This window comes from Haloplanus vescus (assembly GCF_900107665.1).
GTDB classification, from domain to species: Archaea; Halobacteriota; Halobacteria; order Halobacteriales; family Haloferacaceae; genus Haloplanus; species Haloplanus vescus.
Map to the genome: position 1 here is coordinate 1,020,897 of NZ_FNQT01000001.1, position 19,343 is coordinate 1,040,239.

Genomic DNA, 19,343 nt, shown 5'->3' on the forward strand with positions numbered 1-19,343 from the left:
TGTACCTGTTTCCGGAGATTCGTCGGCGTCTCGGCGACTGGTCAGTAACGGCTCACAGTAAGAGAACTACTCCTCTTCGTCGCGGAGTTCGAGCTCCGCCACGAGGTCGTAGGGGTCCATGCCCTGCCGGATGCGGTCGAGCATCGCGAAGGCGTCGTCGGGCGAGAGGAAGTGCCGCGTCACCGCGCGGCCGAGCGGCGTCGGTTCGAGGCCGTCGATGAAGTCCCACTCGAGGAGTTTGCCGATGGCCTGTGTCGTCGGCACGTCCCCGAGCATCCGGTCGTTGAGGCGCTTGGCTGACTTGCCCGCGACGGTGATGTTAGCGAGTGTCTCCTCCGCCGCCGCCGAGAGGTCGTAGATGGTGCGGACGTCTTCCATCTCGCCTTTCAGCAGCTTGAACGCCACCTCGTCCTCGGTCATCTCCATGCTGTTGTGGTAGGCGGTGTCGGGTTCGACCAGCAGGTAGACGGTCCCTTGGTCGTGGTAGTCGGGGCGACCCGCGCGGCCGAGCATCTGTTCGAACTCTTGGACCGAGAGCCACTCGATGCCCATCGCGAGCGTGTCGAAGATGACCTGCGAGGCGGGGAAGTCGACGCCGGCCGCGAGGGCGGCGGTGGTGACGACGGCCGCGAGGTCCTGATCCCCGAACTGGCGCTCGACGCGCTTGCGCCGGCCGTAGTCCAATCCGGCGTGGTAGGGCGCGGAGTCGTACTCCAGTTTCCGCGAGATTTCGTGACAGCGCCGCCGGGAGTTGGTGAAGATGATGGTCTGGCCCCGGTACCCCTTCGAGGACTTGCTGTCGAACTCCCGGCGGACGAGGCGGTTCTCGATGCGGGTCTTCTTCTGGGCGTCCGCGAACGTGAGGTGGCGCTCGATGGGGATGGGGCGCTCCTCGAACTCGATGAGGGTCGCGCGCAGGCGCTTGGCTAACCACTCGGGATTGCCAACCGTCGCGGAGAGGTAGACCCACTGAGCGCCGTCGTAGCCGCTGGACTGCCCCGCCCGGCGCTCGCAGTAGTGTTTGAGCCGGGATATCATCCCGTCGAGGCGGTGGCCGCGTTCGCCCTCCTTGAGGGTGTGCACCTCGTCGATGACGACGGTCCCCACGTCGCCGAGGTCCTTGCCCGTCCGGAGCGCGTGGTCGATGCCCTCGTAAGTGCCGACGACGACATCGGCGGAGGGGTCGAAGCGGGCCCCGCTGTCGCTGACGCGACTCCCGCCGACGCGGATGGTCACGTCGACGAGGTCACCGTACCGCTCCTCGAAGTTCTCCTGTTTCTGGTTGGCCAGCGCGACCAGCGGAACGAGAAAGAGGAGTTTGCCCTTCCCCTTCAGCGCGCGGTCGATACCGGCGAGTTCGCCCACGAGCGTCTTCCCCGTCGCCGTCGCACTCACGACGAGTTGGTCGTCGCCATCGAGCAGTCCGTTCCGGACTGAGAGGCTCTGGACGGGAAGGAGCGAGTCGAAGCGGTCGGTGAGCTGTCGTTTCAGCTTCGGATGCAGGTCGAGGCTGTCGGTCGGCACCGGGTCCACGTCCTCGACGGTCGCCCCGATTTCGTCGAACTTCGTCAGGTCGGGGTCGAGTTCCCCCTGCAGGAGGTTGGTGATGCGGTCGAGGTCCTGCACCTCCAACAGGAGGTCTTCGAGACGGTCCTCGGCGGCGCCGGTCAACCCGCCGGCGTACGCGAGTTCCGTGTCGAGTTCGCGCTTCGCACAATCGGGGCAGATGTAGTCGCGATCGGACTTGATGGCGGTGTCCTCCGTGATGGGTGAGTAGCGTCCCTCGGAGGCACAGTAGCGACAGGTGCGGACGGTGAGGGCGTCGAGTTGGTAGCCGTCGAGCATCGATTGCAGGCGCTCGCGGCCGTCGGGAGAGGTCTGCTGGGAGATGCGGATGCGCTCGGCGCGACGCGCGAGTTCGACGAACTGACTCGGGTCGCGTGGCTCCTCGCTGGACCCGCGCTGGACCCGAAAGCGGGCGGGGCGCGGGCCGGCGTCCGTCTCCTTCAGTTCGAGGACGGCCGTGAACACTCGCTCGCCGTCGCGAACGACGGTTGCGAGGAAGTCGTCGTCGTCGCGTTCGTGGAGGAAGAGCGTCTCGACGCGTCCGACCTGCCGTGACACGATTCCGAGTACGGGAACCGAGTATTTCAGCCGTTCGACTCCGGGTCATACTGTCGGCCGTATTGACTTACAGCCAACAGTATCAGTCGGCGAGTTCGATGGTGTCGTCGCCGTTGGGGACGGCACAGATGAACGCCCCTTGCTGGTCGCTCTCGTTTCGATACCAGTGGACGACGCCCGCGGGGATGAGTAGGGAGTCGCCCGCGGAGACGACGTGTTCCTCGTCGTCGACGCCGACGACGTACTCCCCTTCCAGTACGTACTGCTGGTGTTCGACCGCGTTGGTGTGTTTCGGCACCTCGGCGCCGGGGTCGAGGGTGAACCGCCGCATCGCGAACGTCGGCGCGCCGTCGGATTCGTCGAGCAACACGCCCTTCGACAACCCGTCGGCGGCGTCGACGGGTGCGTACTCGATTTGGTCGGCGGATTTGACGACCGGCGTCGGTGACTGCTCGCTCATGCGACCCGGTAGGCGGGCCGCCGACTAAGCGTTTGGCGTCGCGGGAAACAGTCGGGGACGACCGCGCTCAGCCGTCGGTGTGGTACCGAGTGTTGGCCTCGGAGATGATGCTCTGGGCGGCTTGGCTGTCGTCGAAGCCGTCGACGACGATGTTGCCGTCGGGTTCGAGGTTCTTGTAGGTCCGGAAGAACTCCGCAATCTCGTCACGGGTGTGCTGGGGGAGGTCGTCGACCTCGGAGACGTGGTCCCAGCGCGGGTCGTCGGCGGGGACGCCGATGATCTTGTCGTCGTTCTCGCCCGCGTCGGTCATGCGGACCACGGCGACCGGCCGCACGTCGAGGACACACCCGGGGAACAGCGACGATTCGAGCATGACGAGTACGTCGAGGGGGTCGCCGTCGCCCATGGCCGTCTGGGGGATGAACCCGTAGTCACCGGGGTAGCGGACCTCGCTGTGGAGCATGCGGTCGAGGATGATGCGATGCGGGTCCGCCCGGTATTCGTACTTCTCGCGGCTGTTCATCTGTGCGACCGAAACCGCGGTGATTCGCTCGGGGAAGTCGTCGCTCTGGTCGAGATCAGTGATGTAGTTCATGGGGTCTCCGTTCGTCGCGTCGATTTGTGCTGTACGCTGCGCGTCGGAGTCCGCCGCGGACACCTGCCCGGAAACCGCGAGACCGGCAACCGAACCGGCTCCGAGCAGGAACGACCGACGCGACGCCGACGGTGGCAGTTCGTCCATATCGTCGAACATCGAGCGAATCGGGTGACGCTGGCCGATTGAACGTTTATATGATTGAAATGTAACCGTCACAGCGTTCGTGTGTGAACAAGAGTCGTACTGTGCCGTCGCCCGACATTAGGCTCACAAAGTTAAGTCGGCGCCGACACTAGGTTCGGTATGCGCGGCATCCGCATCGGAAGTGCGTTCGGCATTCCGATCAAACTCGACCTCACGTTCTTGCTCGTCCTCCCGCTATTCGCGTGGCTCATCGGGTCGGACGTTGCAAATCTCGTCACCGTTCTCAACCGGACGTTCAGCGTGTCGATGCCGGTCGATACGCTCACGGCCGGGTCGACGCCGTGGATTCTGGGTGCCGCGGCGGCAATCGGGCTGTTCGTCTGCGTCCTCATCCACGAGTTCGGCCACTCGCTGGTCGCGATGCAGTACGGCTACGAAATCGACTCCATCACCCTCTGGCTGTTCGGCGGTGTCGCGCAGTTCGCCGAGATGCCCGAGGACTGGAAACAGGAATTCACCATCGCCGTCGCCGGCCCCCTCGTCAGCGTCGGCCTCGGCATCCTCTCCTACGTCGGCTTTCTCGCTCTCGGCGGCGGGAGCGTCCCGACGGTGCAGTTCGTCCTCGCCTACCTCGCGATGACGAACGTCGTCCTCGCGGTGTTCAACATGCTCCCGGGCTTCCCGATGGACGGGGGGCGCGTCCTCCGAGCGTTGCTGGCGCGTCGGCGACCGCACGCCCGCGCGACACAGATTGCCGCCGAGGTGGGGAAGGTGTTCGCCGTCCTCCTCGCCATCGTCGGCCTCTTCGCCAACCTGTTCCTAGTTGCGCTCGCCTTCTTCATCTACATCGGTGCCTCGGGCGAGGCCCAGCAGACGGTGCTGAAAGCGGCGTTCCAGGACGTCACCGTCGGCGACGTCATGACGCCCGCCGCGGACCTGAAGACGGTCACCGCCGACACGTCGCTCGCGGAACTGACCGACCGGATGTTCCGCGAACGCCACACCGGCTACCCCGTCCTTCGACAGGGGAATCTCGCCGGGATGGTGACCCTCGACGACACCCGAGAGGTGCGCGAAGTCGAGCGCGACGCCTACCGCGTCGAGGACGTGATGGAGACGGAGCTGGTGACGATTTCGCCGGACGCGGACGCGATGGACGCCATTTCCCTGATGCAAAAGGAGAGCGTCGGCCGCCTCCCGGTCGTCGACGAGTCGGGGGCCCTCGTCGGCCTCATCTCGCGCTCCGACTTGGTGACGGCGTTCAACATCATCCAGACGCGGGGCCCCGAAGCGAGCGTGGACACCGGACTCGACCGGCTCTCAGCCGACCCAGACCTCGTTCGGCGGTAAGCGGCCGCGAGCGCCCCGGAACCGGCCCTGTCCAAGGGTTCTTCTACCAGCCGCGACTCAGATGGCGTATGCGTATCGACGACCCGGCTGAAGTGCCAGACGTCTCTCGGAGCCGGGAGCCGGTCACCGTCCTACACGTCGACGACAATCCGGATTTCCTCGACCTCTCGTCGACGTTTCTCGAACGCGTGAACGACTCGCTCACCGTCGAGACGGCGACGACCATCGAGGCGGCGCTCGACCGACTGGAAGGCGGCGACGTGGATTGTGTCGTCAGCGACTACGACATGCCCGACCGGAACGGGCTCGAATTCCTCCGACTCGTCCGCGACCGGTACGGCGACCTGCCCTTCGTCCTCTTCACCGGCAAGGGGAGCGAAGAGATAGCGAGCGAAGCCATCTCCGCGGGCGTTACCGACTACCTCCAGAAAGGACCGGGCACGGACCAGTACGCGGTCCTCGCCAATCGCGTTGCGAACGCCGTCCGGAAACACGACGCCGAGCGCATGGTCACCCGCGCGTACCAGGCGATGGACACCGCCCGCGAGGGTATCGCCCTCCTCGACGAGGACGGCGAGTTTCAGTACGTCAACCAGGCGTACACGGCAATCACCGGCTACGACCGGGACGAACTGGTCGGCAAACACTGGGAGCTGCTCTACCCCGAGGGGCATGTGGGACACGTTTACGAGGAGATTCTGCCCGCCGTTCCCCGAGACGGCAGGTGGACCGGGCGGACGGTGTACGAGCGCAAAGACGGCGAGCAGTTGGTGACGGACCACGCGCTCGCGTACGCCGACGACGGGACGCTCATCTGCCTGGTCAGGCAGGCCACGGCCGAAGATGCGAGACACTCGGGTGGACTCGGCCAGCAGCCGTTCTGGACGGCCGTCGACGACATAGACGCGTACGCCGTCGTGACCGTCGGCGAAGAGGGGCACGTCACGGGCTGGAACGACGGCGCCGAACGGCTCTTCGGCTACACCGAACGAGAGATACTCGGCACCGACGTCGCCGAGCTCTACACCGACGAGGAGCGGTCGGCGGCGTTGCGCGCGACGGCGCGTGAACGGGGGACGGCGGCGGACGACAGCTACCGCGTCGGCGAGGACGGCGAGCAGTTCCGGGCTCACACCGTCGTCTCGGCTGTCGGGGACGGCCGGGGCTTCGTCGAACTCGTCCGGGGCGGCGTCCTCGATACGGCTACGCCCACGGAGAGTCACGTCCTCGAAGACGCCCTCGACTCCCTCGAAGACGTGTTCTACGTCCTCGATGAGGACGGAGCGCTCGTCTACGTGAACGAGCCGCGGGGCGGGGAGCTCACGCGGGCGAACCTCGATTCGCTGGACCCGGCGTCGCTGTTCCATCCCGACGACCGGGAACAGATCGAGGCCGGCATCCAGCACGCACTCGATACGGGCCACGACACGCGCGAACTCCGGTTCCAAGACGGTGACGAGTACTGCACCCACGAGTTCCGGACTTGGACCCTCGACGGCGCCGACGACGAGTCACGGCACGTCGTCGGCATCGGACGCGACGTGTCGGAGCGCAAGGACCGCGAGCTGGCGCTGAACGACCTCCATCAGACGACACAGGACCTGATGCGCGCGGACTCGACGGACGAAATCGCGGCGATTACCGTCGACGCACTCTCGGACATCCTGACGCTCACGCAGGCCGCCGTCCACCAACGAATCGAGGGGGAATCGGCGCTCGAACCCATCGCGTGGACCAGCAACATCGAGGACGTGCTCGGCACACCGCCGACGCTCGGGACCGATAGCCTCGCGTGGAAGGCGTACGAGCGCGGCGAGTTCGAGCAGTACGACGACCTCCAGCGAGCCGAGACGCTGCACAACGAATCGACGGTCTTCCGGAGCGAACTCATCGTCCCGCTGGGCGACCACGGGGTCGTCCTCGTCGCGTCGACGGACGCGAGCGCGTTCGACGCGAACGACCGCCAACTGGCCCAGCTGCTCTGCGAGAACGTCACCGCCGCCATCGAACGCGTCGAGCGCGAGGCGATGCTCCGCCAGCGTGAATCCGAACTCCAGCGGGAGAACGAACGCCTCGACGAGTTCGCCAGCCTCGTCAGCCACGACCTCAGAAACCCGCTGAGCGTCGCCGACGGCCACCTCGAACTCGCGAGCGAGGAGTGCGACACGTCCCACATCGAGACCGCACGACGAGCGATAGACCGTATGGGGACGTTGATAGACGACGTGCTGACGCTCGCTCGCGAAGGCGAGTCTGTCGACACCGCGGAGTCGGTCGCTCTCTCGACGGTCGCCTCACAGAGCTGGGAGAACGTCGGCACCGGCGACGCCGAGTACCGCCTCGCCGACGACGTGACGGTCGTCGCCGACCAGAGTCGACTCTCACAGGTGTTCGAGAACCTCTTTCGGAACGCCGTGGAACACGGCTCCACCGACGGTCAGCCCGCCGATGGCGACCACCTCACCATCACCGTCGGCGCCATCCGAGACGGAGACGGCGACCCCCGCGGATTCTACGTCGAAGACGACGGAGTCGGGATTCCGGCCAACATCCGCGACCGGGTGTTCGAAGCCGGCTACTCGACGGACGACGCGGGGACCGGCTTCGGTCTTCGCATCGTCCGAGACATCGTCGAAGCCCACGGCTGGCAGATTGCGTGTACCGCCAGCGAGGCGGGCGGCGCCCGGTTCGAAATCACGGGCGTCGACGCCCAGTAATTCCGGTCAGAAGTCGTCGAGGCGTCGCTGGTCCGGAGCGATGCCCGCGTCGGTGTCCACGCTCTCGCCGCCGAGGAGTCGCGGCAGCGCCGTGTGGGCGAACGTGATGCCGAGCGCGAGGACGATTGGCGCGAAAAACAGGCCGTAGAAGCCGAACACGACCGGACCGAAGATGTACGCCAGCATCAGGAGGCCGACGTGGGTTCGCTCGCCGCTGAGATAGGGCCGGAGGACGATGTCCGGAATCGTGTCGACGACGACGACGGCGACGAACAGGAAGGCGACGAGATAGCCGAGCAGCGAGTAGTCGCCGCTGATGGCGAGGGGAGCAGCCATCGCCGCGGTAATTGGGAGGTAGACGATTTTCATCCCGACGACGGGGACGAGGCTCGCGACGCCGGTCAGGACGCCCGCGAGGGCGGGGTACGGGACTTCGACGGCCGCGGGCACGAGGGCGTTGTATCCTTTGAACGCGCCGACGCCGATGAGTGCGATGGCGATGACGTTCAGGAGGTTGCCGAAGAGGATGGCTTCGAGTTCGTCGTCCGCGGCCTCCAGATACTCGCGGACGACGGCGTCATCGTCGAAGCGGAGGAGCCAGTCGTGGAACCGCCAGCCGTCGATGAGGAGGTAGTAGGTGACGACGACGACGATGAAGAGGTTGAGGAAGAAGCCCGTGATGGCGCTGGTCAACACCGCCGCGTTCTCGACGAGGAAATCGAGGATGGCGTCGAACCGCCCGGCGCGATACGCCTCAACGATGCCCTCGAAGGAGAGCTCCGGGAGTTCGTCGACCCCCTGAAGCCACGGCACGTTCGTCGCCGCCGTCTCGAGGACGGGATACGTCTCGAGGAAGGTCTGTGTCTCCGTCACCACCAACACGAGCGTGTAACTGAGCAAGAGGAGCAAGGGGATGGCGAGGAGTGATAACACCGTCACCGCCCGGACGCGAGCCGGGAGCTTGAGGCGTCCGAGCGCCTTGTAGAACCGACGCGTCGAGTAGTAGAGGAAGATAGCGACGGTGAGGGCGGCGATGAACCGATACGCGATATAGCCAGTGACCAAGGCGACGACCAATCCGAAGAGGGCGACGACCGCACGGCGTTCGTCCATTGCGGGCGAGTGTGCTCGCGGCAGGGTGAAAAAACCGGGTGTGGAAACGCCAAGCGTGCGACGGTGAGGAGGTGTTACGAAAGGAGGGTCCAGGTGCGAGAATCGAACCCGATTGCGAGACTCGCTAGCGCTCGTCTCGCGTGGTTCGATTTCGCCTTCCGGCGTTCTTCGTCACTTCGTTCCGCAGAAAGTCCGGGTGCGAGAATCGAACCCGCGTCTCAGCCTCCACAAGGCTGAAGGATAACCACTACCCTAACCCGGACACATCCTACGATACTTGGCTGTAAGTCAAGTAGGTTACGACTCAGAGTCGGCGTGTGTCGCCGCCCCACGGCGAAGCCGAGGCGCTTTAGTTCGGCCGCAGTCTACACACCACCAGTGGCTATCACCGACAAAGTCTATCTGAAGAACCACCGGCAGATCGTCTCTCAGTTAGACACGTCCATCCCCAAGGGCGCGTTCAAGGGAGCGACGATGGAGGTGCTCTACAGCGGCGACGGCCTCTCCAAACTCGACGACGCCACCCGCGACCGACTGCTGGATTTCGCGACCGACTTCCTCGACTGTGAGGACCCCGACGACCTCTACACCGGCTACCCCGAACGGCAGTTCATCCGCTATCTCTTGGAACTGCGGGCGGAGGGCCTCGGCCCGGACGCCATCGTCGACGTGATGACCGACGACTACATGCTGTACGCCTACCCCGGCGACGTGCTCTCCTTCCTCGACCAGGCGGTGCGACGGCTGGAAGCGGTCGAATCGCTGGCAGCTGTGGAGGGTGACACAGAAATGGAACAGCGGGCGGCCGAAGCGCGGCGCGCGCTGTCAGCCTAGGTGATACGGTTCGTCGCGTTCGCCGTCCAAGTCCTCGAGGTGGATGACCTCCTCGTCCTGTTCGAGCTGCTCGCGGAGCTGGTCGACGTAGCGTTTGTGCTCGTCGAGCTGTTCCCGCAGGTGTTCGGCTTCGAGTTCGAGGCGTTCGTGCTCGCGGACGAAACTCTTCGGTACTTCGACTGTGGGCGGGAAACTGGGCTCGTCGTCCGACTCCGCGGGGAGTTCGTGTTCGGGGACGACTTCGACTTGGCCGTCGTGGGCAACGAGCATATCGACGTAGTCACGGAACACCGCCGAGAGCGAGATGTCACGCTCCTCGGCGATTTCGCGCAGCGTCTCGAACGCGTCCTCGTTGACGCGGAAGGAGACGGTCTTGTTCTTGTTGCCCATGGGTGATGGGGAAATGGAACCTCGATTCACTTAACGGTTCGTCAGACGACCGGCCACGACTACTCGGCGGGGGCGTCGAGCGTCGTGTCGGCGTCTAACTCGTCCGTTTCGTCGAGGCCTTCGAGCGCCGAGAGTGCCGTCTGTCGGTAGTCGTCGACCGACAGGTCGTACTCCTCGCGGGCCATGCGGGCGTACTCGTTGCCCTCGTCCTCGAAGGCGGTGACGCGTTCGAGGGTTCGCTGGGCCGTCTCGACCACCCAGCGGTCGCGGGTAGCGGCGTCGACGGCCGTGATGGACTCGGGGCGGACCGAGACGTTGACCGAGCCGTCATCAGTTTCGTAGGTTCGGGGTTTGCCGACGACGGCGACGTAGGCCGGGGGTTCGAGGTCCCGGAGCGCCGACGCGGCGTCTGGTTGGTACTGCCCGGCGTAGACGAAAAACGTCCCCGTCGGGTCGACGATGCGGCCGCGCCAGTACTCGTCGCCCTCGCCCACGTCCTCTTTCTCGGTGAGGGTGCCGACGAGGAACACGCGGTTTGCTCGCTCCCCCGTGGGGAGGAGGAGGTAGACGGGTGCGCGTTCGTCGTCGGACTCTTTGAACGTGTGACTGGCGTCGTTGAACTCGCGGGCGAAGACGCGACGCGCGACTTCGCGGGTGGGTGCCTGGCTCATGTTAGATCGACCTCGCTTCGATGAGGGCCGCTTCGGCGTCGACTGGGTCGGAGAGCTGTTCGAACTCGTCGACCAGCACGTACCGGCCGAACTGCGGGCCGCTCACTCGGTAGTATCGACCGAGCGTCCCCGACTGCATCTCGTCGGCGACGACGGTCGTATCGAGCGCGTCCATCGCCATGTCCTTCGCCTCCTCCAGCGACATGCCGGTGAGGGCTTCGGTCTGCTCGCGGTCGAAGATGACCTCGTGCACCGACTCGCCGTCGTCGAGGACGGCCTTGATTCGGAGGTCGAACTCGCCCTCGACGCTCCCGTGTTCGGAACACCGACCGTTCTGGAGGACGCGCGTGCAGTCGTCTTCGGGGCAGCGCTTGATGAGGCCGCTCCCGCTCTGGATGTCCACCAGCGCGCCTTCGACGGTTTCGGCGTCGTCGCCGACCTCTATCTCCTCGTCGACTTCGGTAATGGTCGTCGTCCGGTTGAGCTTCACCGAGAAGTTGCCCTGATACTCGTCGGTAACGAGGTTTTCGAGGCGGTACACCGTCCCCTCCTCCAGTTCGGGGAGGTCCGAACTCTCGAACGCGACGAACTTGGTCGTGCCCGACTCGTCGCCGAGGAGACCCACCTGCGCGACGGAGTCGCTGCGGGCCTCCCAGAGCTCGACGACTTTCGCGGTCACGTCGAGCCACTGCTCGTCCTGTTCGATTTCGGCGAGGCCGACGGAGGCGTTGCCGCCGCCGCCGAGCGCTTCGCGCTCCAAGCCAGCCTCGTCGAGGTAACTGTTCACGACGCTACGGCGCGCCTCGTCCACCGGAACCCGGTACTCGTTGACGAGGTTGTCGAGGCGCTCTTCAACCTCGTCGACCGTCAGGTCCAGATGGTCGGAAAACTGCTCGACGATATCCTCTGCGTGGGTATCTAAATCTGTCATGGTCTCAATCGCCTCCGTGTTGTTCTCGTGGGGAGGCACACGACGGTTGGTGCGCAACGATATAAAAACTTCCGCGACCGGGGTGGAAGTGAAATCGCGGGCTTGCGGCGGGAACGGGCCCCGAGGCCGCGGGCCGACGAACCTTTGGCCCTGCCGAGCGGAGGGGAGGTATGGACGACCGACTGGAACAGTTCGTGCGGACGACGTTCCGGACGGCCGGCCGGCGCTACGCCGAGGCGCGGCGCGCGTATCGAACCGGCGAGGCGAGCGCCGACTTGCCACGGGACGACGAGGGGAAGGTCCGCATCGTCTGTCGCCGCGAGGCCGAGCGTCGCGCTGTCGCTCTCGACGACGCCGGGCGCCCGGAGTGTTTTGAGGGCGGCCATCCCGACTGCGAGGGCTGTCTCGAAGACGTCCGCGAGGGCGTCGTCGAGACGTGGTAGCCGGGGCGTTTTTGCCCGGGCGTCGCCCACTCGGCGCATGGACCGACCGCTCGTCGCAGTCGTACTCGCGGGCGGCGTCGGCTCACGTCTCTACCCCGCGAGTCGCCGCCACCGCCCGAAGCAGTTGCTCTCACTCGGCGGGACCGAGACCTTACTCGAACGCACCGTGGACCGGGTCGACTTCGCCGACGAGGTGGTCGTCTCGACCCGTCCCGACTTCGCCGACGCCGTCCGGGACGCCGTGCCCGAGGCGACTGTCCTCGTCGAACCCGCGGGCAAGGACACCGGTCCGGCGCTGGCGTACGCCACCCACTACGCGGCCGACACCGTCGACGACCCCGTGGTTCTCGCCCTGCCGAGCGACCACCACGTCGTCGGCGAGTTCGAAGCGGCCGCGCGCCGCGGCGCCCGCGTCGCGAGCGACACCGACGCCCTCGTCACCTTCGGCGTCGAACCCACGCGCCCCGACACGGGGTACGGATACATCGAACCCGGAGCGAACCACGGCGACTACGCCGAGGTAACGACCTTTCACGAGAAGCCGGACGCCGAGACGGCGAAACGGTACGTCGAGGCGGGCCACTACTGGAACGCTGGCATCTTCGCGTGGACGCCGACGGCATTCCGGCGCGCGGCGCGGGACACGCCGCTCGGGCCTATGCTCCAGACGCTCGACGCCGGGGACCCAGACGCCGCCTTCGACGCCGTCGACCCCGTGAGCGTCGACCACGCGGTGTTCGAACGCGCCGACGACGTGGTGACCGTGCCGCTGGGCGTCGAGTGGGACGACATCGGGACGTGGGACGCCCTCCGACGCCTCCTCCCGGCTGACGAGGACGGCACGGTCGTCGCGGGCGACGCCGAGGTGACGAGTCTCGACGCACACGACAACGTGGTGGCGGGGGACGGCGTCCACGTGTCGCTGGTTGGCGTCGACGGACTCGCAGTCGTCGCGTGGGACGACCGGGTGCTGGTGGTCCCGACCGAGGACGCACAGCGAGTGAAAGAGCTGGTGACGGAACTGGAGCGTCGCGGCGAGGCTTAGTCGGCGCCGGCCCGATTCTCTTGGGACTGGCGGACGCGGACGGTGCCGTCGGTGGTCACGCCGACGAGAAGCGGCGCCTGAATCTCGCGCCCCTGCACCGCGTCACCGGCCTCGTCGCTGACGAGTTTCATCAGGTCGGGGGCGGTGTGGTTCACCTTGACGCCAGCGGAGTCACAGGCGTCGTAGACGAGTTTCGGGACGTTGTAGAGGTCGGTGTCCTGGTCGACTTCGACCCGAACCGGCGCCGTCAGCGCTTCGGCGAAGGCGACGGTTTCGCGGGCTTTCGCCACGTTGTCTCGGGCGCTCGATTCGATGCTCGAAACGTTCGCGCGCGACGTGCCGAGAATGTCGGCGATGGTCGACTGGCGAACGTCTCGCTCGCGCAGGGCGAGCACTTCGGCCTGCCGACGCGTCAGGACGCTCTTCTCGGGGTCGAAACCGGCGCGTTCGAGCAGTGCCTGCGCGTCCGGGTCGTCTTCCATACATCGGACTACGCTCCCGCTACCTAAAAACTCCACTTCGTTCGCGTCGAACTGTCCACGTTCGTAGGGGCTATCCGCCCCAGAAGTTGTCGCGACTGCCCAGCTGCTCGGGACGGCCCGAGTCGTCGCTGGAGTCCGACTCGTCTGCCGTCGCGTCCGCGTCTTCGTCCTCACCCTCGCTTTCCTCGTCCTCCATGGGGAGACGCTCGACTTCCGCGGCCGTCGCGTGATTCGCCTTCACGCGGTCGATGCGGACGCGTGCCCGGGACGGCGGGAGCGTGCCGTCGACGAGGACGATGAAGCCGTCGTCGGTGCGGCCGACGCCCGCGCCGCTCTCGTGGATGTCGGTGATGTCGACGACGACTTCCTCGCCGGGTTTCACCGGTTGCTGTTTCAGGTCGGAGATGGGCATGTCGTAGTGCTGACACCACTCGGCGCCCCCGCGGTCGCCGTAGTGCTGACACCCCATGCCCTGGATTCGCTCCGAGAAACTGGGGCAGTCGTCGGCGAGTGGACAGTCCGCCATGTCTTCGCCTACTCCGCGACCCGTCTAAACGCTTGTGTTGTGCGCGATGTGGCCACGGACACTCGCAAGCGTTATGACCGTCGACCGGAAATCGGGTCGTATGGCTAAGTTCGAGGCAGCGGAAGACCGGATGCTCGAGAAACAGATTTGCATGCGATGTAACGCGCGCAACTCCCCACGGGCCGAGAGCTGCCGCAAGTGCGGCTACAAGAAGCTCCGACCCAAGGCCAAAGAGCCCCGCAGCGCCTAATACTTCGGTTCTCGACGTTTCGCTCGCGAGAGCGCGCGTTCGATTACGTCCCGGACGCTCTCCTCGTCCGCGTAGAAGGGGTCGCCGTGGCCCGCGTACAGCGCGTCGACCGATGCCGGCAGTCGCTCCAGTACCGTCTCCAGACTCTCGATGAGTCGGTTGCGCGACTGTCCGGGCATGTCCGTCCGTCCGAAGCTGCCGTCGTCGAACGCGCCGTCGTTGTAGACCACCACGTCACCGCTGAAGAGCGTCGTTTCGCTCACGAGTGAGACGTGGTCGTCGGCGTGTCCGGGCGTGTACACCGCCTCGAACGTCTCGTCCCCCATCTGGACCGTGTCGCCGTCGGCGAGTTCGTGCGTTCGGCGCGGATGCTCGCCGTAGGCGTAGACGTCGGCGTCGAACGCGTCGAGAACGGCATCGAGTTCGGCGACGTGGTCGCTGTGCTGGTGGGTGAGCACCACGCGGTCCACGTCGTCGACGTACTCCGCGACGACCGTTTCGACGCCCGGCATTGCCCCCGCGTCGACCAGCGTCGGCGACTCGCCCGTGACCAGATAGGCGTTGCACGTGAACTCCTCCGCAGTCGCAGTGACGTGGTGTACGTCCATGTACAATACGTCGGCTGTCCAAGAGGTATAAGCGGTGGTCCCCCGGCAAATCTTTTTTGGTGTGCACCTGCAATATTATCCTGTATGGGCTTTGGGAGCTATGACGAATCCGAACAGGAGAACCAGGAGTTAGACGCCGACCTCGACGACAACGAGGGCATCGAGACGTCCGAAACCGATCACCGGGGGTCGGTCGAATTCGAGATCGGCGCGTCGAACGACGAACTCCTCGACCGCCTCGAGGACATCAAAGAAGAGTAAGAGGGACGCTCGAACCCTCTGGACCGCGATGAAATCGGGTGCGCGAGCGCTCGGCGTCGCCGAATCCGTCGCCGACGCCGACGAGCGAAGCGTCCTCTGCGGCGCTGTCGTCCGGGCCGACCGGACCGCAGACGGGTTCGTCTTCGACTCGTGTACGGTCGGTGGCACCGACGCCACCGACGCCATCGAGTCGCTGTTTTTCGACCTGGGTCGCGACGACATCCAGCACCTCCTCCTCGCCGGCATCGCGCCGGCGTGGTTCAACGTCGTCGACATCCGTGCGCTGTCGGCGGCCGTCGACCGCCCCGTCGTCTCCGTCTCCTTCGAATCGAGTCCGGGACTCGAACCGGCGCTTCGCGAGCAGTTCAGTGGCGACGAACTCGACCGTCGGCTCCGAACCTACCGCGCTCAGCCACCGCGTCACCGCTGTTCGGTGAACGGCGACGAGGTGTACGTCCGCGCGGTCGGTATCGACGACGACCGAGCCGACGCCGTCGTCAGGGCACACACCGCCGAGGGCGGGCGTCCAGAGCCGGTCCGGGTGGCTCGGTTGGCCGCGCGGGCCGCCCGCGAGTTCCGGGCGGGCACGGACGCGGACGTTTAAGCCGTCGGCCGTCGGCCTTCCGGCATGGTCGAAACCGACGGGCCGGACGTCTGCGCCTGCGAGCGCTGCCCGGCCCTCGTGGAGTCGCGGAGTCGCATCGTCAACGGCGTCGGCCCCGCGGACGCCGCGCTCTGTTTCGTCGGCGAGGCGCCCGGCGCCAACGAGGACGAGGAGGGCGAACCCTTCGTGGGCCGGTCGGGGTCGGTGCTCGACGACGCCCTCCGCGACGCGGGCCTCGCGCGCGCCGACGTTCGCATCACCAACTGCGTGCGCTGTCGCCCCCCGGAGAACCGCGACCCGCGAGCCGAGGAGCTGGACAGTTGCGCCGACTTCCTGGACCGCGAAATCGAACACGTCGACCCCGACCTAATCGTCACGCTGGGCAAGGTGCCGGCCCAGCGAGTGCTGGACCGCGACGTTGCCATCACGAAGGAGGCCGGGTCGGTAGTCGACGCTCGCCTCGGCGGCGAGAGCCGGCGCGTCCTGCTCTGTCTCCATCCCGCGGCGACACTGTACGACCGGAGTCAACGCGAGTCGTTCGCGGACGCCATCGGGAAGGCGTCGGCGCTCGTCGGCGCGAGCGAGAGTGACCAAGCCCGCCTCGGCGACTACTGAAGGTGTGCCCGGCCACAGCCGACGCCTAACGGAAAGTGACTTGCACCCCGCCGCCCGACGGAGAGACATGAGCCTGTCCGAACCGCCGGCGGAGGCACTCGCGGACGTGGTCATCGTCGACTACGGCCTCGGCAACCTCCGGTCGGCCACGCGTGGGCTAGAGCGTGCGGGCGCCGCCGTGACGATTACCGACGACCCCGCGGACTTCGCCGATGCGGACGGCATCGTCCTCCCGGGCGTCGGCGCCTTCCGCGAAGGGATGGAGAACGCCGGGCCGTACCGCGACGCCCTCGCGGACGCCGTCGACCGCGGCCAACCCGTCTTCGGCATCTGTCTCGGGATGCAGATGCTCCTCACGTCGAGCGAGGAGGCAGACCACGCGGGCGAGGGCGATGTCGTCGGCCTCGATTTCGTCCCCGGGCGCAACGTCCGGTTCGACGAGGGACAGACGGTTCCCCACATGGGCTGGAATCAGCTGTCGGTGGAGCGCGACCACCCCATCGTCTCGGGCGTCGACCCCGCCGACGCGCCGGCGCGTGACGGGCCGGGCGGTGGCTCCGTCGACGGCGAATACGCCTACTTCGTCCACTCCTACTACGCCGTCCCGGACGACGACGAGGCAGTCGTCGCGACGGCGGACCACGGGCGGTCCTTCCCCGCTGTCGTCGCCAACGAGGACGGAACGGTGTTCGGGACGCAGTTCCACCCCGAGAAGAGCGGCGAGACGGGGCTGACGATTCTGCGCAACTTCGTCGACGTCTGTTATTCGGCCTGATAATCGGGCGGACATCCTTTTATCGAGGTGTATCTCACGGTCGCTGTGGACGAAGCGACGAGCACCGGCATCGAATCCGGGTACCAAGCCCTGTTCGAACACGTCTCCGACGGGCTGTTACTGGTCGCGCCAGACAGTGGCCGAATCAGAGACGTGAACGAGTGTTTCACGTCCATGAGTGGATTCGCGTGTGAGACGCTCGTGGGGCGACGACTCGTCGACGTACTCGTCGGCGAACCGGACCGAGACCCAGTTCGAGCCCTGTTGGATGCCGACGAAGACGTCGAATGGTGTCTCCAACGACGTGACGGAGAGACGTTCTGGGCGGAACTGTCGGCGTCGGTCGGTGACGTTGGCGGTCAGCGCTGCGTGGTGACGACGGTTCGTGACGCGAGTGAGCGGCGACACCGAGAGAAGGGATGGTTCGAGGAGTTGGTGGAACACGTTCCGACGGGCATCTTCCGGGCGCGACCCGACCCCGACGAACCGTTCCTCGAAGGTAATCCGACGATAGTCGAACTATTCGACGTAACTTCCCGGACCGACCTCCTTTCGACGCCAGTGGGCGACATCTTCGCCGACGGCGACGACTGTCAGGAGTTCTTCGAGCAGGTGGCCGAAGAGCGAGTGGTGAGCGAGCGAGTCGAACTGCGGACGCTGAACGACGAGCCGTTCTGGGGGCAGGTCACCGCCTGTCGATTCACCGATGCCGAGGGCGAGACGTACGTCGACGGCGCGGTCAAAGACGTGACCGAATTCCGAGAGCATCGGCAGGGCCTCGAAGAGCAAAACGAACGCCTCCAACTGTTGAACCGAATCGTTCGCCACGACATCCGGAACGACATGCAACTCGTCCAGGGGATGTCCGACCTGCTCGACGACGTCGAGAAGGGCGACACACCACATTTGGAGACGATTCGCTCGCGGACCGAGCACGTCATCGAACTCACCGACCTGATGGGGGAGCTGATGGACGCCCTCGTCACCGAATCGGGGAGCGAACGCGAGCCGACGAACCTGTCGTTCGTCCTCGAACGGGAGATACGGGCGGCCCGGTCGAGCTACCCCGAGGCGACGATACGCACCCGCGGGAACGTCCCATTGGTCGAGGTGCTGGCGAACGACATGCTGCGCTCCGTGTTCCGAAATCTGCTCAGCAACGCCGTCCGACACCACGACGGCGACGAACCGACCGTCGAAGTGTCCGCCGAACTCGAGGACGATTGGGTGCTGGTGAAGGTGGCAGACGACGGTCCGGGAATTGACCCCGAGCGCCGCGACGTAATCTTCGGCAAAGGCGAGAAGGGCGTCGACAGCGAGGGGACGGGACTCGGACTCTATCTGGTGTACACGCTCGTCGACCACTACGGTGGCTCGGTCTGGATAGACGACAACGACCCGCGAGGGAGCGTTTTCAACGTCCGTCTCCACCTCGCGTAACCCGACGCGCTTTTCCCCGACTCCGCACAATCGGGGCGCATGGAAGCCATCACGCTCGGCCCCGCGGGGACGTACTCGCACCGCGCGGCGCGGGCCGTCGCCGACGACGTGACCTTCAGCGAGTCCGTGACCGCCATCGTCGAGGCTGTCGCGAAAGGCGAGTACCACCGCGGCGTCGTCCCCATCGAGAACAGCATCGAGGGCAGCGTCACCGAGACGCTGGATGCGCTCTCGAACTACGACGTGGGCGTCGTCGAGGAAGTCGTCACTCCCATCCGCCACGCCCTCCTCGCGCAGTCGGAGACGTTCGACGTTGTCGCCAGCCACTCACAGGCGCTCGCACAGTGTCGGTCCTTCCTCGAAGCCGAGTACCCCGACGTGACGCTGGAGGCCGTCGCCAGCACGGCCCGCGGCGTCGAACACGCCCGCGAGGACGCCTCCGTCGCCGCCATCGCCCACCCCGACAACGCCGGCGACGACCTGCAGGTGCTTGCAGAGGACATCCAGGACCGCGACTCCAACGCCACCCGGTTTTTCGTCGTCGCGCCCGCCGGCGAGGGAACCGACGCCGGCGGGAAGTCGACGATTATCGTCAACCCGAACGCGAACTATCCCGGCCTCCTCCTCGAACTGCTGGAGGCGTTCGCGGACCGCGACATCAACCTCTCGCGAGTGGAGTCCCGACCCACGGGTGACCGCCTTGGCGACTACCTCTTCCACATCGACTTCGAGGCGGGCCTCTACGAGCGTCACGCCCGCGAAGCGGTCGACGAGGTCGAGGGCATCGTCGACGAGGGATGGGTCCGGCGTCTCGGGTCGTACGATACGCGACACGTCGTCTGAGAGCGGTAGTGTAATCGACATCGAGTGAGCGTCCGGCGGGAACGCTCTCGCCGGCGAAGACGCCGGATAATCGAGAGGCGTCGGCGCGCCGGCCGGATAGGAGTTATTTTAGGCCGTGG

The 19,343-nt window shown here is 66.1% G+C and carries 22 protein-coding genes and 1 tRNA gene; 12 read left to right on the forward strand and 11 right to left on the reverse strand.

The genetic code is table 11. The annotated features are described in order from the left end of the window. Positions 1 to 66: 66 nt before the first annotated feature. From BLU18_RS05435 to BLU18_RS05445, 3 genes are all read right to left on the reverse strand, one after another. Entirely contained in the window at positions 67 to 2,124 is a 2,058-nt protein-coding gene (locus BLU18_RS05435) for a DEAD/DEAH box helicase (protein WP_092632671.1), read from the reverse strand. A gap of 82 nt (positions 2,125 to 2,206) precedes the next feature. After that, on the reverse strand, positions 2,207 to 2,584 hold the full coding sequence (locus BLU18_RS05440; RefSeq protein WP_092632674.1) for a cupin domain-containing protein: 378 nt from the start codon (positions 2,582 to 2,584) through the stop codon (positions 2,207 to 2,209). A gap of 67 nt (positions 2,585 to 2,651) precedes the next feature. After that, complete coding sequence (locus BLU18_RS05445; RefSeq protein WP_394327328.1) at positions 2,652 to 3,338, reverse strand: inorganic diphosphatase; 687 nt, start codon at positions 3,336 to 3,338, stop codon at positions 2,652 to 2,654. A gap of 147 nt (positions 3,339 to 3,485) precedes the next feature. Here BLU18_RS05445 and BLU18_RS05450 point away from each other — a divergent pair, with 147 nt between their 5' ends. Further along, positions 3,486 to 4,676 (forward strand): CBS domain-containing protein, encoded by a 1,191-nt coding sequence (locus BLU18_RS05450; protein ID WP_092632677.1) that lies wholly within the window; start codon positions 3,486 to 3,488, stop codon positions 4,674 to 4,676. Between the two features lie 68 nt (positions 4,677 to 4,744). After that, on the forward strand, positions 4,745 to 7,393 hold the full coding sequence (locus BLU18_RS05455; protein WP_092632680.1) for a hybrid sensor histidine kinase/response regulator: 2,649 nt from the start codon (positions 4,745 to 4,747) through the stop codon (positions 7,391 to 7,393). A 6-nt stretch (positions 7,394 to 7,399) separates the two neighbouring features. On the opposite strand, the gene BLU18_RS05460 is transcribed toward BLU18_RS05455, so the two are convergent. Further along, the gene (locus BLU18_RS05460; protein WP_092632683.1) at positions 7,400 to 8,506 is read right to left on the reverse strand and encodes an AI-2E family transporter; all 1,107 of its coding nucleotides are present in this window, start codon (positions 8,504 to 8,506) and stop codon (positions 7,400 to 7,402) included. A gap of 190 nt (positions 8,507 to 8,696) precedes the next feature. Then, a tRNA-His gene (locus BLU18_RS05465) sits at positions 8,697 to 8,768 on the reverse strand. A gap of 116 nt (positions 8,769 to 8,884) precedes the next feature. On the opposite strand from BLU18_RS05465, the gene BLU18_RS05470 reads away from it, so the two are divergent. After that, positions 8,885 to 9,340: a DUF5814 domain-containing protein gene (locus BLU18_RS05470; RefSeq protein WP_092632686.1), complete on the forward strand. Its 456-nt coding sequence runs from the start codon at positions 8,885 to 8,887 to the stop codon at positions 9,338 to 9,340. On the opposite strand, the gene BLU18_RS05475 is transcribed toward BLU18_RS05470, so the two are convergent. The 3 genes from BLU18_RS05475 to BLU18_RS05485 are packed head-to-tail and all read right to left on the reverse strand — an operon-like array spanning position 9,332 to position 11,332. After that, positions 9,332 to 9,730, reverse strand: a complete 399-nt coding sequence (locus tag BLU18_RS05475) for a DUF8146 domain-containing protein (protein ID WP_092632689.1) — start codon at positions 9,728 to 9,730, stop codon at positions 9,332 to 9,334. The genes BLU18_RS05470 and BLU18_RS05475 overlap by 9 nt on opposite strands. Positions 9,731 to 9,789: 59 nt before the next feature. Then, the gene (locus BLU18_RS05480; RefSeq protein ID WP_092632692.1) at positions 9,790 to 10,401 is read right to left on the reverse strand and encodes an RPA family protein; all 612 of its coding nucleotides are present in this window, start codon (positions 10,399 to 10,401) and stop codon (positions 9,790 to 9,792) included. A 1-nt stretch (position 10,402) separates the two neighbouring features. After that, a complete protein-coding gene (locus BLU18_RS05485) occupies positions 10,403 to 11,332 on the reverse strand; it encodes a replication factor A (protein ID WP_092633630.1) in 930 nt (309 codons plus the stop codon). A 170-nt stretch (positions 11,333 to 11,502) separates the two neighbouring features. Between BLU18_RS05485 and BLU18_RS05490 the strand changes: the two genes are divergently transcribed. Both BLU18_RS05490 and BLU18_RS05495 read left to right on the forward strand, forming a co-directional pair. After that, positions 11,503 to 11,775 carry a DUF7091 family protein gene (locus BLU18_RS05490; protein WP_092632695.1) on the forward strand — a complete coding sequence of 91 codons (273 nt, stop codon included), beginning with the start codon at positions 11,503 to 11,505 and terminating at the stop codon, positions 11,773 to 11,775. Between the two features lie 37 nt (positions 11,776 to 11,812). After that, on the forward strand, positions 11,813 to 12,820 hold the full coding sequence (locus BLU18_RS05495) for a mannose-1-phosphate guanylyltransferase (protein ID WP_092632698.1): 1,008 nt from the start codon (positions 11,813 to 11,815) through the stop codon (positions 12,818 to 12,820). Here the strand turns inward: BLU18_RS05495 and BLU18_RS05500 are convergent. Then, positions 12,817 to 13,302, reverse strand: coding sequence for a Tfx family DNA-binding protein (locus tag BLU18_RS05500; protein WP_092632701.1), 486 nt, complete (start codon positions 13,300 to 13,302; stop codon positions 12,817 to 12,819). The two genes, BLU18_RS05495 and BLU18_RS05500, sit on opposite strands and share 4 nt — an antisense overlap. A 70-nt stretch (positions 13,303 to 13,372) precedes the next feature. Further along, positions 13,373 to 13,828 carry a TRAM domain-containing protein gene (locus tag BLU18_RS05505; protein WP_092632704.1) on the reverse strand — a complete coding sequence of 152 codons (456 nt, stop codon included), beginning with the start codon at positions 13,826 to 13,828 and terminating at the stop codon, positions 13,373 to 13,375. A gap of 100 nt (positions 13,829 to 13,928) precedes the next feature. On the opposite strand from BLU18_RS05505, the gene BLU18_RS05510 reads away from it, so the two are divergent. Next, positions 13,929 to 14,078, forward strand: a complete 150-nt coding sequence (locus BLU18_RS05510) for a 50S ribosomal protein L40e (RefSeq protein WP_092632707.1) — start codon at positions 13,929 to 13,931, stop codon at positions 14,076 to 14,078. Here BLU18_RS05510 and BLU18_RS05515 read toward each other — a convergent pair. Next, positions 14,075 to 14,686: an MBL fold metallo-hydrolase gene (locus BLU18_RS05515; RefSeq protein WP_092632710.1), complete on the reverse strand. Its 612-nt coding sequence runs from the start codon at positions 14,684 to 14,686 to the stop codon at positions 14,075 to 14,077. The genes BLU18_RS05510 and BLU18_RS05515 overlap by 4 nt on opposite strands. 84 nt (positions 14,687 to 14,770) lie before the next feature. On the opposite strand from BLU18_RS05515, the gene BLU18_RS05520 reads away from it, so the two are divergent. The 6 genes from BLU18_RS05520 to pheA all read left to right on the forward strand — a co-directional run bounded on the left by BLU18_RS05520 (position 14,771) and on the right by pheA (position 19,224). Beyond that, positions 14,771 to 14,947 carry a DUF5786 family protein gene (locus BLU18_RS05520; RefSeq protein ID WP_092632713.1) on the forward strand — a complete coding sequence of 59 codons (177 nt, stop codon included), beginning with the start codon at positions 14,771 to 14,773 and terminating at the stop codon, positions 14,945 to 14,947. A gap of 28 nt (positions 14,948 to 14,975) precedes the next feature. After that, complete coding sequence (locus BLU18_RS05525; protein WP_092632716.1) at positions 14,976 to 15,551, forward strand: endonuclease dU; 576 nt, start codon at positions 14,976 to 14,978, stop codon at positions 15,549 to 15,551. A 24-nt stretch (positions 15,552 to 15,575) separates the two neighbouring features. Then, entirely contained in the window at positions 15,576 to 16,166 is a 591-nt protein-coding gene (locus BLU18_RS05530) for a uracil-DNA glycosylase (RefSeq protein WP_092632719.1), read from the forward strand. Positions 16,167 to 16,233: 67 nt separating this feature from the next. Further along, complete coding sequence (gene hisH, locus BLU18_RS05535; protein WP_092632722.1) at positions 16,234 to 16,941, forward strand: imidazole glycerol phosphate synthase subunit HisH; 708 nt, start codon at positions 16,234 to 16,236, stop codon at positions 16,939 to 16,941. A 45-nt stretch (positions 16,942 to 16,986) separates the two neighbouring features. After that, positions 16,987 to 18,381 carry a sensor histidine kinase gene (locus BLU18_RS05540; protein WP_143025231.1) on the forward strand — a complete coding sequence of 465 codons (1,395 nt, stop codon included), beginning with the start codon at positions 16,987 to 16,989 and terminating at the stop codon, positions 18,379 to 18,381. A 39-nt stretch (positions 18,382 to 18,420) separates the two neighbouring features. Then, positions 18,421 to 19,224: a prephenate dehydratase gene (pheA, locus tag BLU18_RS05545; RefSeq protein WP_092632728.1), complete on the forward strand. Its 804-nt coding sequence runs from the start codon at positions 18,421 to 18,423 to the stop codon at positions 19,222 to 19,224. Positions 19,225 to 19,343 lie beyond the last annotated feature (119 nt).

Excerpts from the sequence above, each read along its gene's own strand:
- pheA (WP_092632728.1), top strand. The coding sequence starts at position 18,421 with ATGGAAGCCATCACGCTCGGCCCCGCGGGGACGTACTCGCACCGCGCG.
- BLU18_RS05485 (WP_092633630.1), bottom strand. The coding sequence starts at position 11,332 with ATGACAGATTTAGATACCCACGCAGAGGATATCGTCGAGCAGTTTTCC.
- BLU18_RS05445 (WP_394327328.1), bottom strand. The coding sequence starts at position 3,338 with ATGTTCGACGATATGGACGAACTGCCACCGTCGGCGTCGCGTCGGTCG.
- BLU18_RS05505 (WP_092632704.1), bottom strand. The coding sequence starts at position 13,828 with ATGGCGGACTGTCCACTCGCCGACGACTGCCCCAGTTTCTCGGAGCGA.
- BLU18_RS05515 (WP_092632710.1), bottom strand. The coding sequence starts at position 14,686 with ATGGACGTACACCACGTCACTGCGACTGCGGAGGAGTTCACGTGCAAC.
- BLU18_RS05510 (WP_092632707.1), top strand. The coding sequence starts at position 13,929 with ATGGCTAAGTTCGAGGCAGCGGAAGACCGGATGCTCGAGAAACAGATT.
- BLU18_RS05500 (WP_092632701.1), bottom strand. The coding sequence starts at position 13,302 with ATGGAAGACGACCCGGACGCGCAGGCACTGCTCGAACGCGCCGGTTTC.
- BLU18_RS05495 (WP_092632698.1), top strand. The coding sequence starts at position 11,813 with ATGGACCGACCGCTCGTCGCAGTCGTACTCGCGGGCGGCGTCGGCTCA.
- BLU18_RS05455 (WP_092632680.1), top strand. The coding sequence starts at position 4,745 with ATGCGTATCGACGACCCGGCTGAAGTGCCAGACGTCTCTCGGAGCCGG.
- BLU18_RS05520 (WP_092632713.1), top strand. The coding sequence starts at position 14,771 with ATGGGCTTTGGGAGCTATGACGAATCCGAACAGGAGAACCAGGAGTTA.
- hisH (WP_092632722.1), top strand. The coding sequence starts at position 16,234 with ATGAGCCTGTCCGAACCGCCGGCGGAGGCACTCGCGGACGTGGTCATC.
- BLU18_RS05475 (WP_092632689.1), bottom strand. The coding sequence starts at position 9,730 with ATGGGCAACAAGAACAAGACCGTCTCCTTCCGCGTCAACGAGGACGCG.
- BLU18_RS05490 (WP_092632695.1), top strand. The coding sequence starts at position 11,503 with ATGGACGACCGACTGGAACAGTTCGTGCGGACGACGTTCCGGACGGCC.
- BLU18_RS05450 (WP_092632677.1), top strand. The coding sequence starts at position 3,486 with ATGCGCGGCATCCGCATCGGAAGTGCGTTCGGCATTCCGATCAAACTC.
- BLU18_RS05460 (WP_092632683.1), bottom strand. The coding sequence starts at position 8,506 with ATGGACGAACGCCGTGCGGTCGTCGCCCTCTTCGGATTGGTCGTCGCC.
- BLU18_RS05530 (WP_092632719.1), top strand. The coding sequence starts at position 15,576 with ATGGTCGAAACCGACGGGCCGGACGTCTGCGCCTGCGAGCGCTGCCCG.
- BLU18_RS05525 (WP_092632716.1), top strand. The coding sequence starts at position 14,976 with ATGAAATCGGGTGCGCGAGCGCTCGGCGTCGCCGAATCCGTCGCCGAC.
- BLU18_RS05440 (WP_092632674.1), bottom strand. The coding sequence starts at position 2,584 with ATGAGCGAGCAGTCACCGACGCCGGTCGTCAAATCCGCCGACCAAATC.
- BLU18_RS05480 (WP_092632692.1), bottom strand. The coding sequence starts at position 10,401 with ATGAGCCAGGCACCCACCCGCGAAGTCGCGCGTCGCGTCTTCGCCCGC.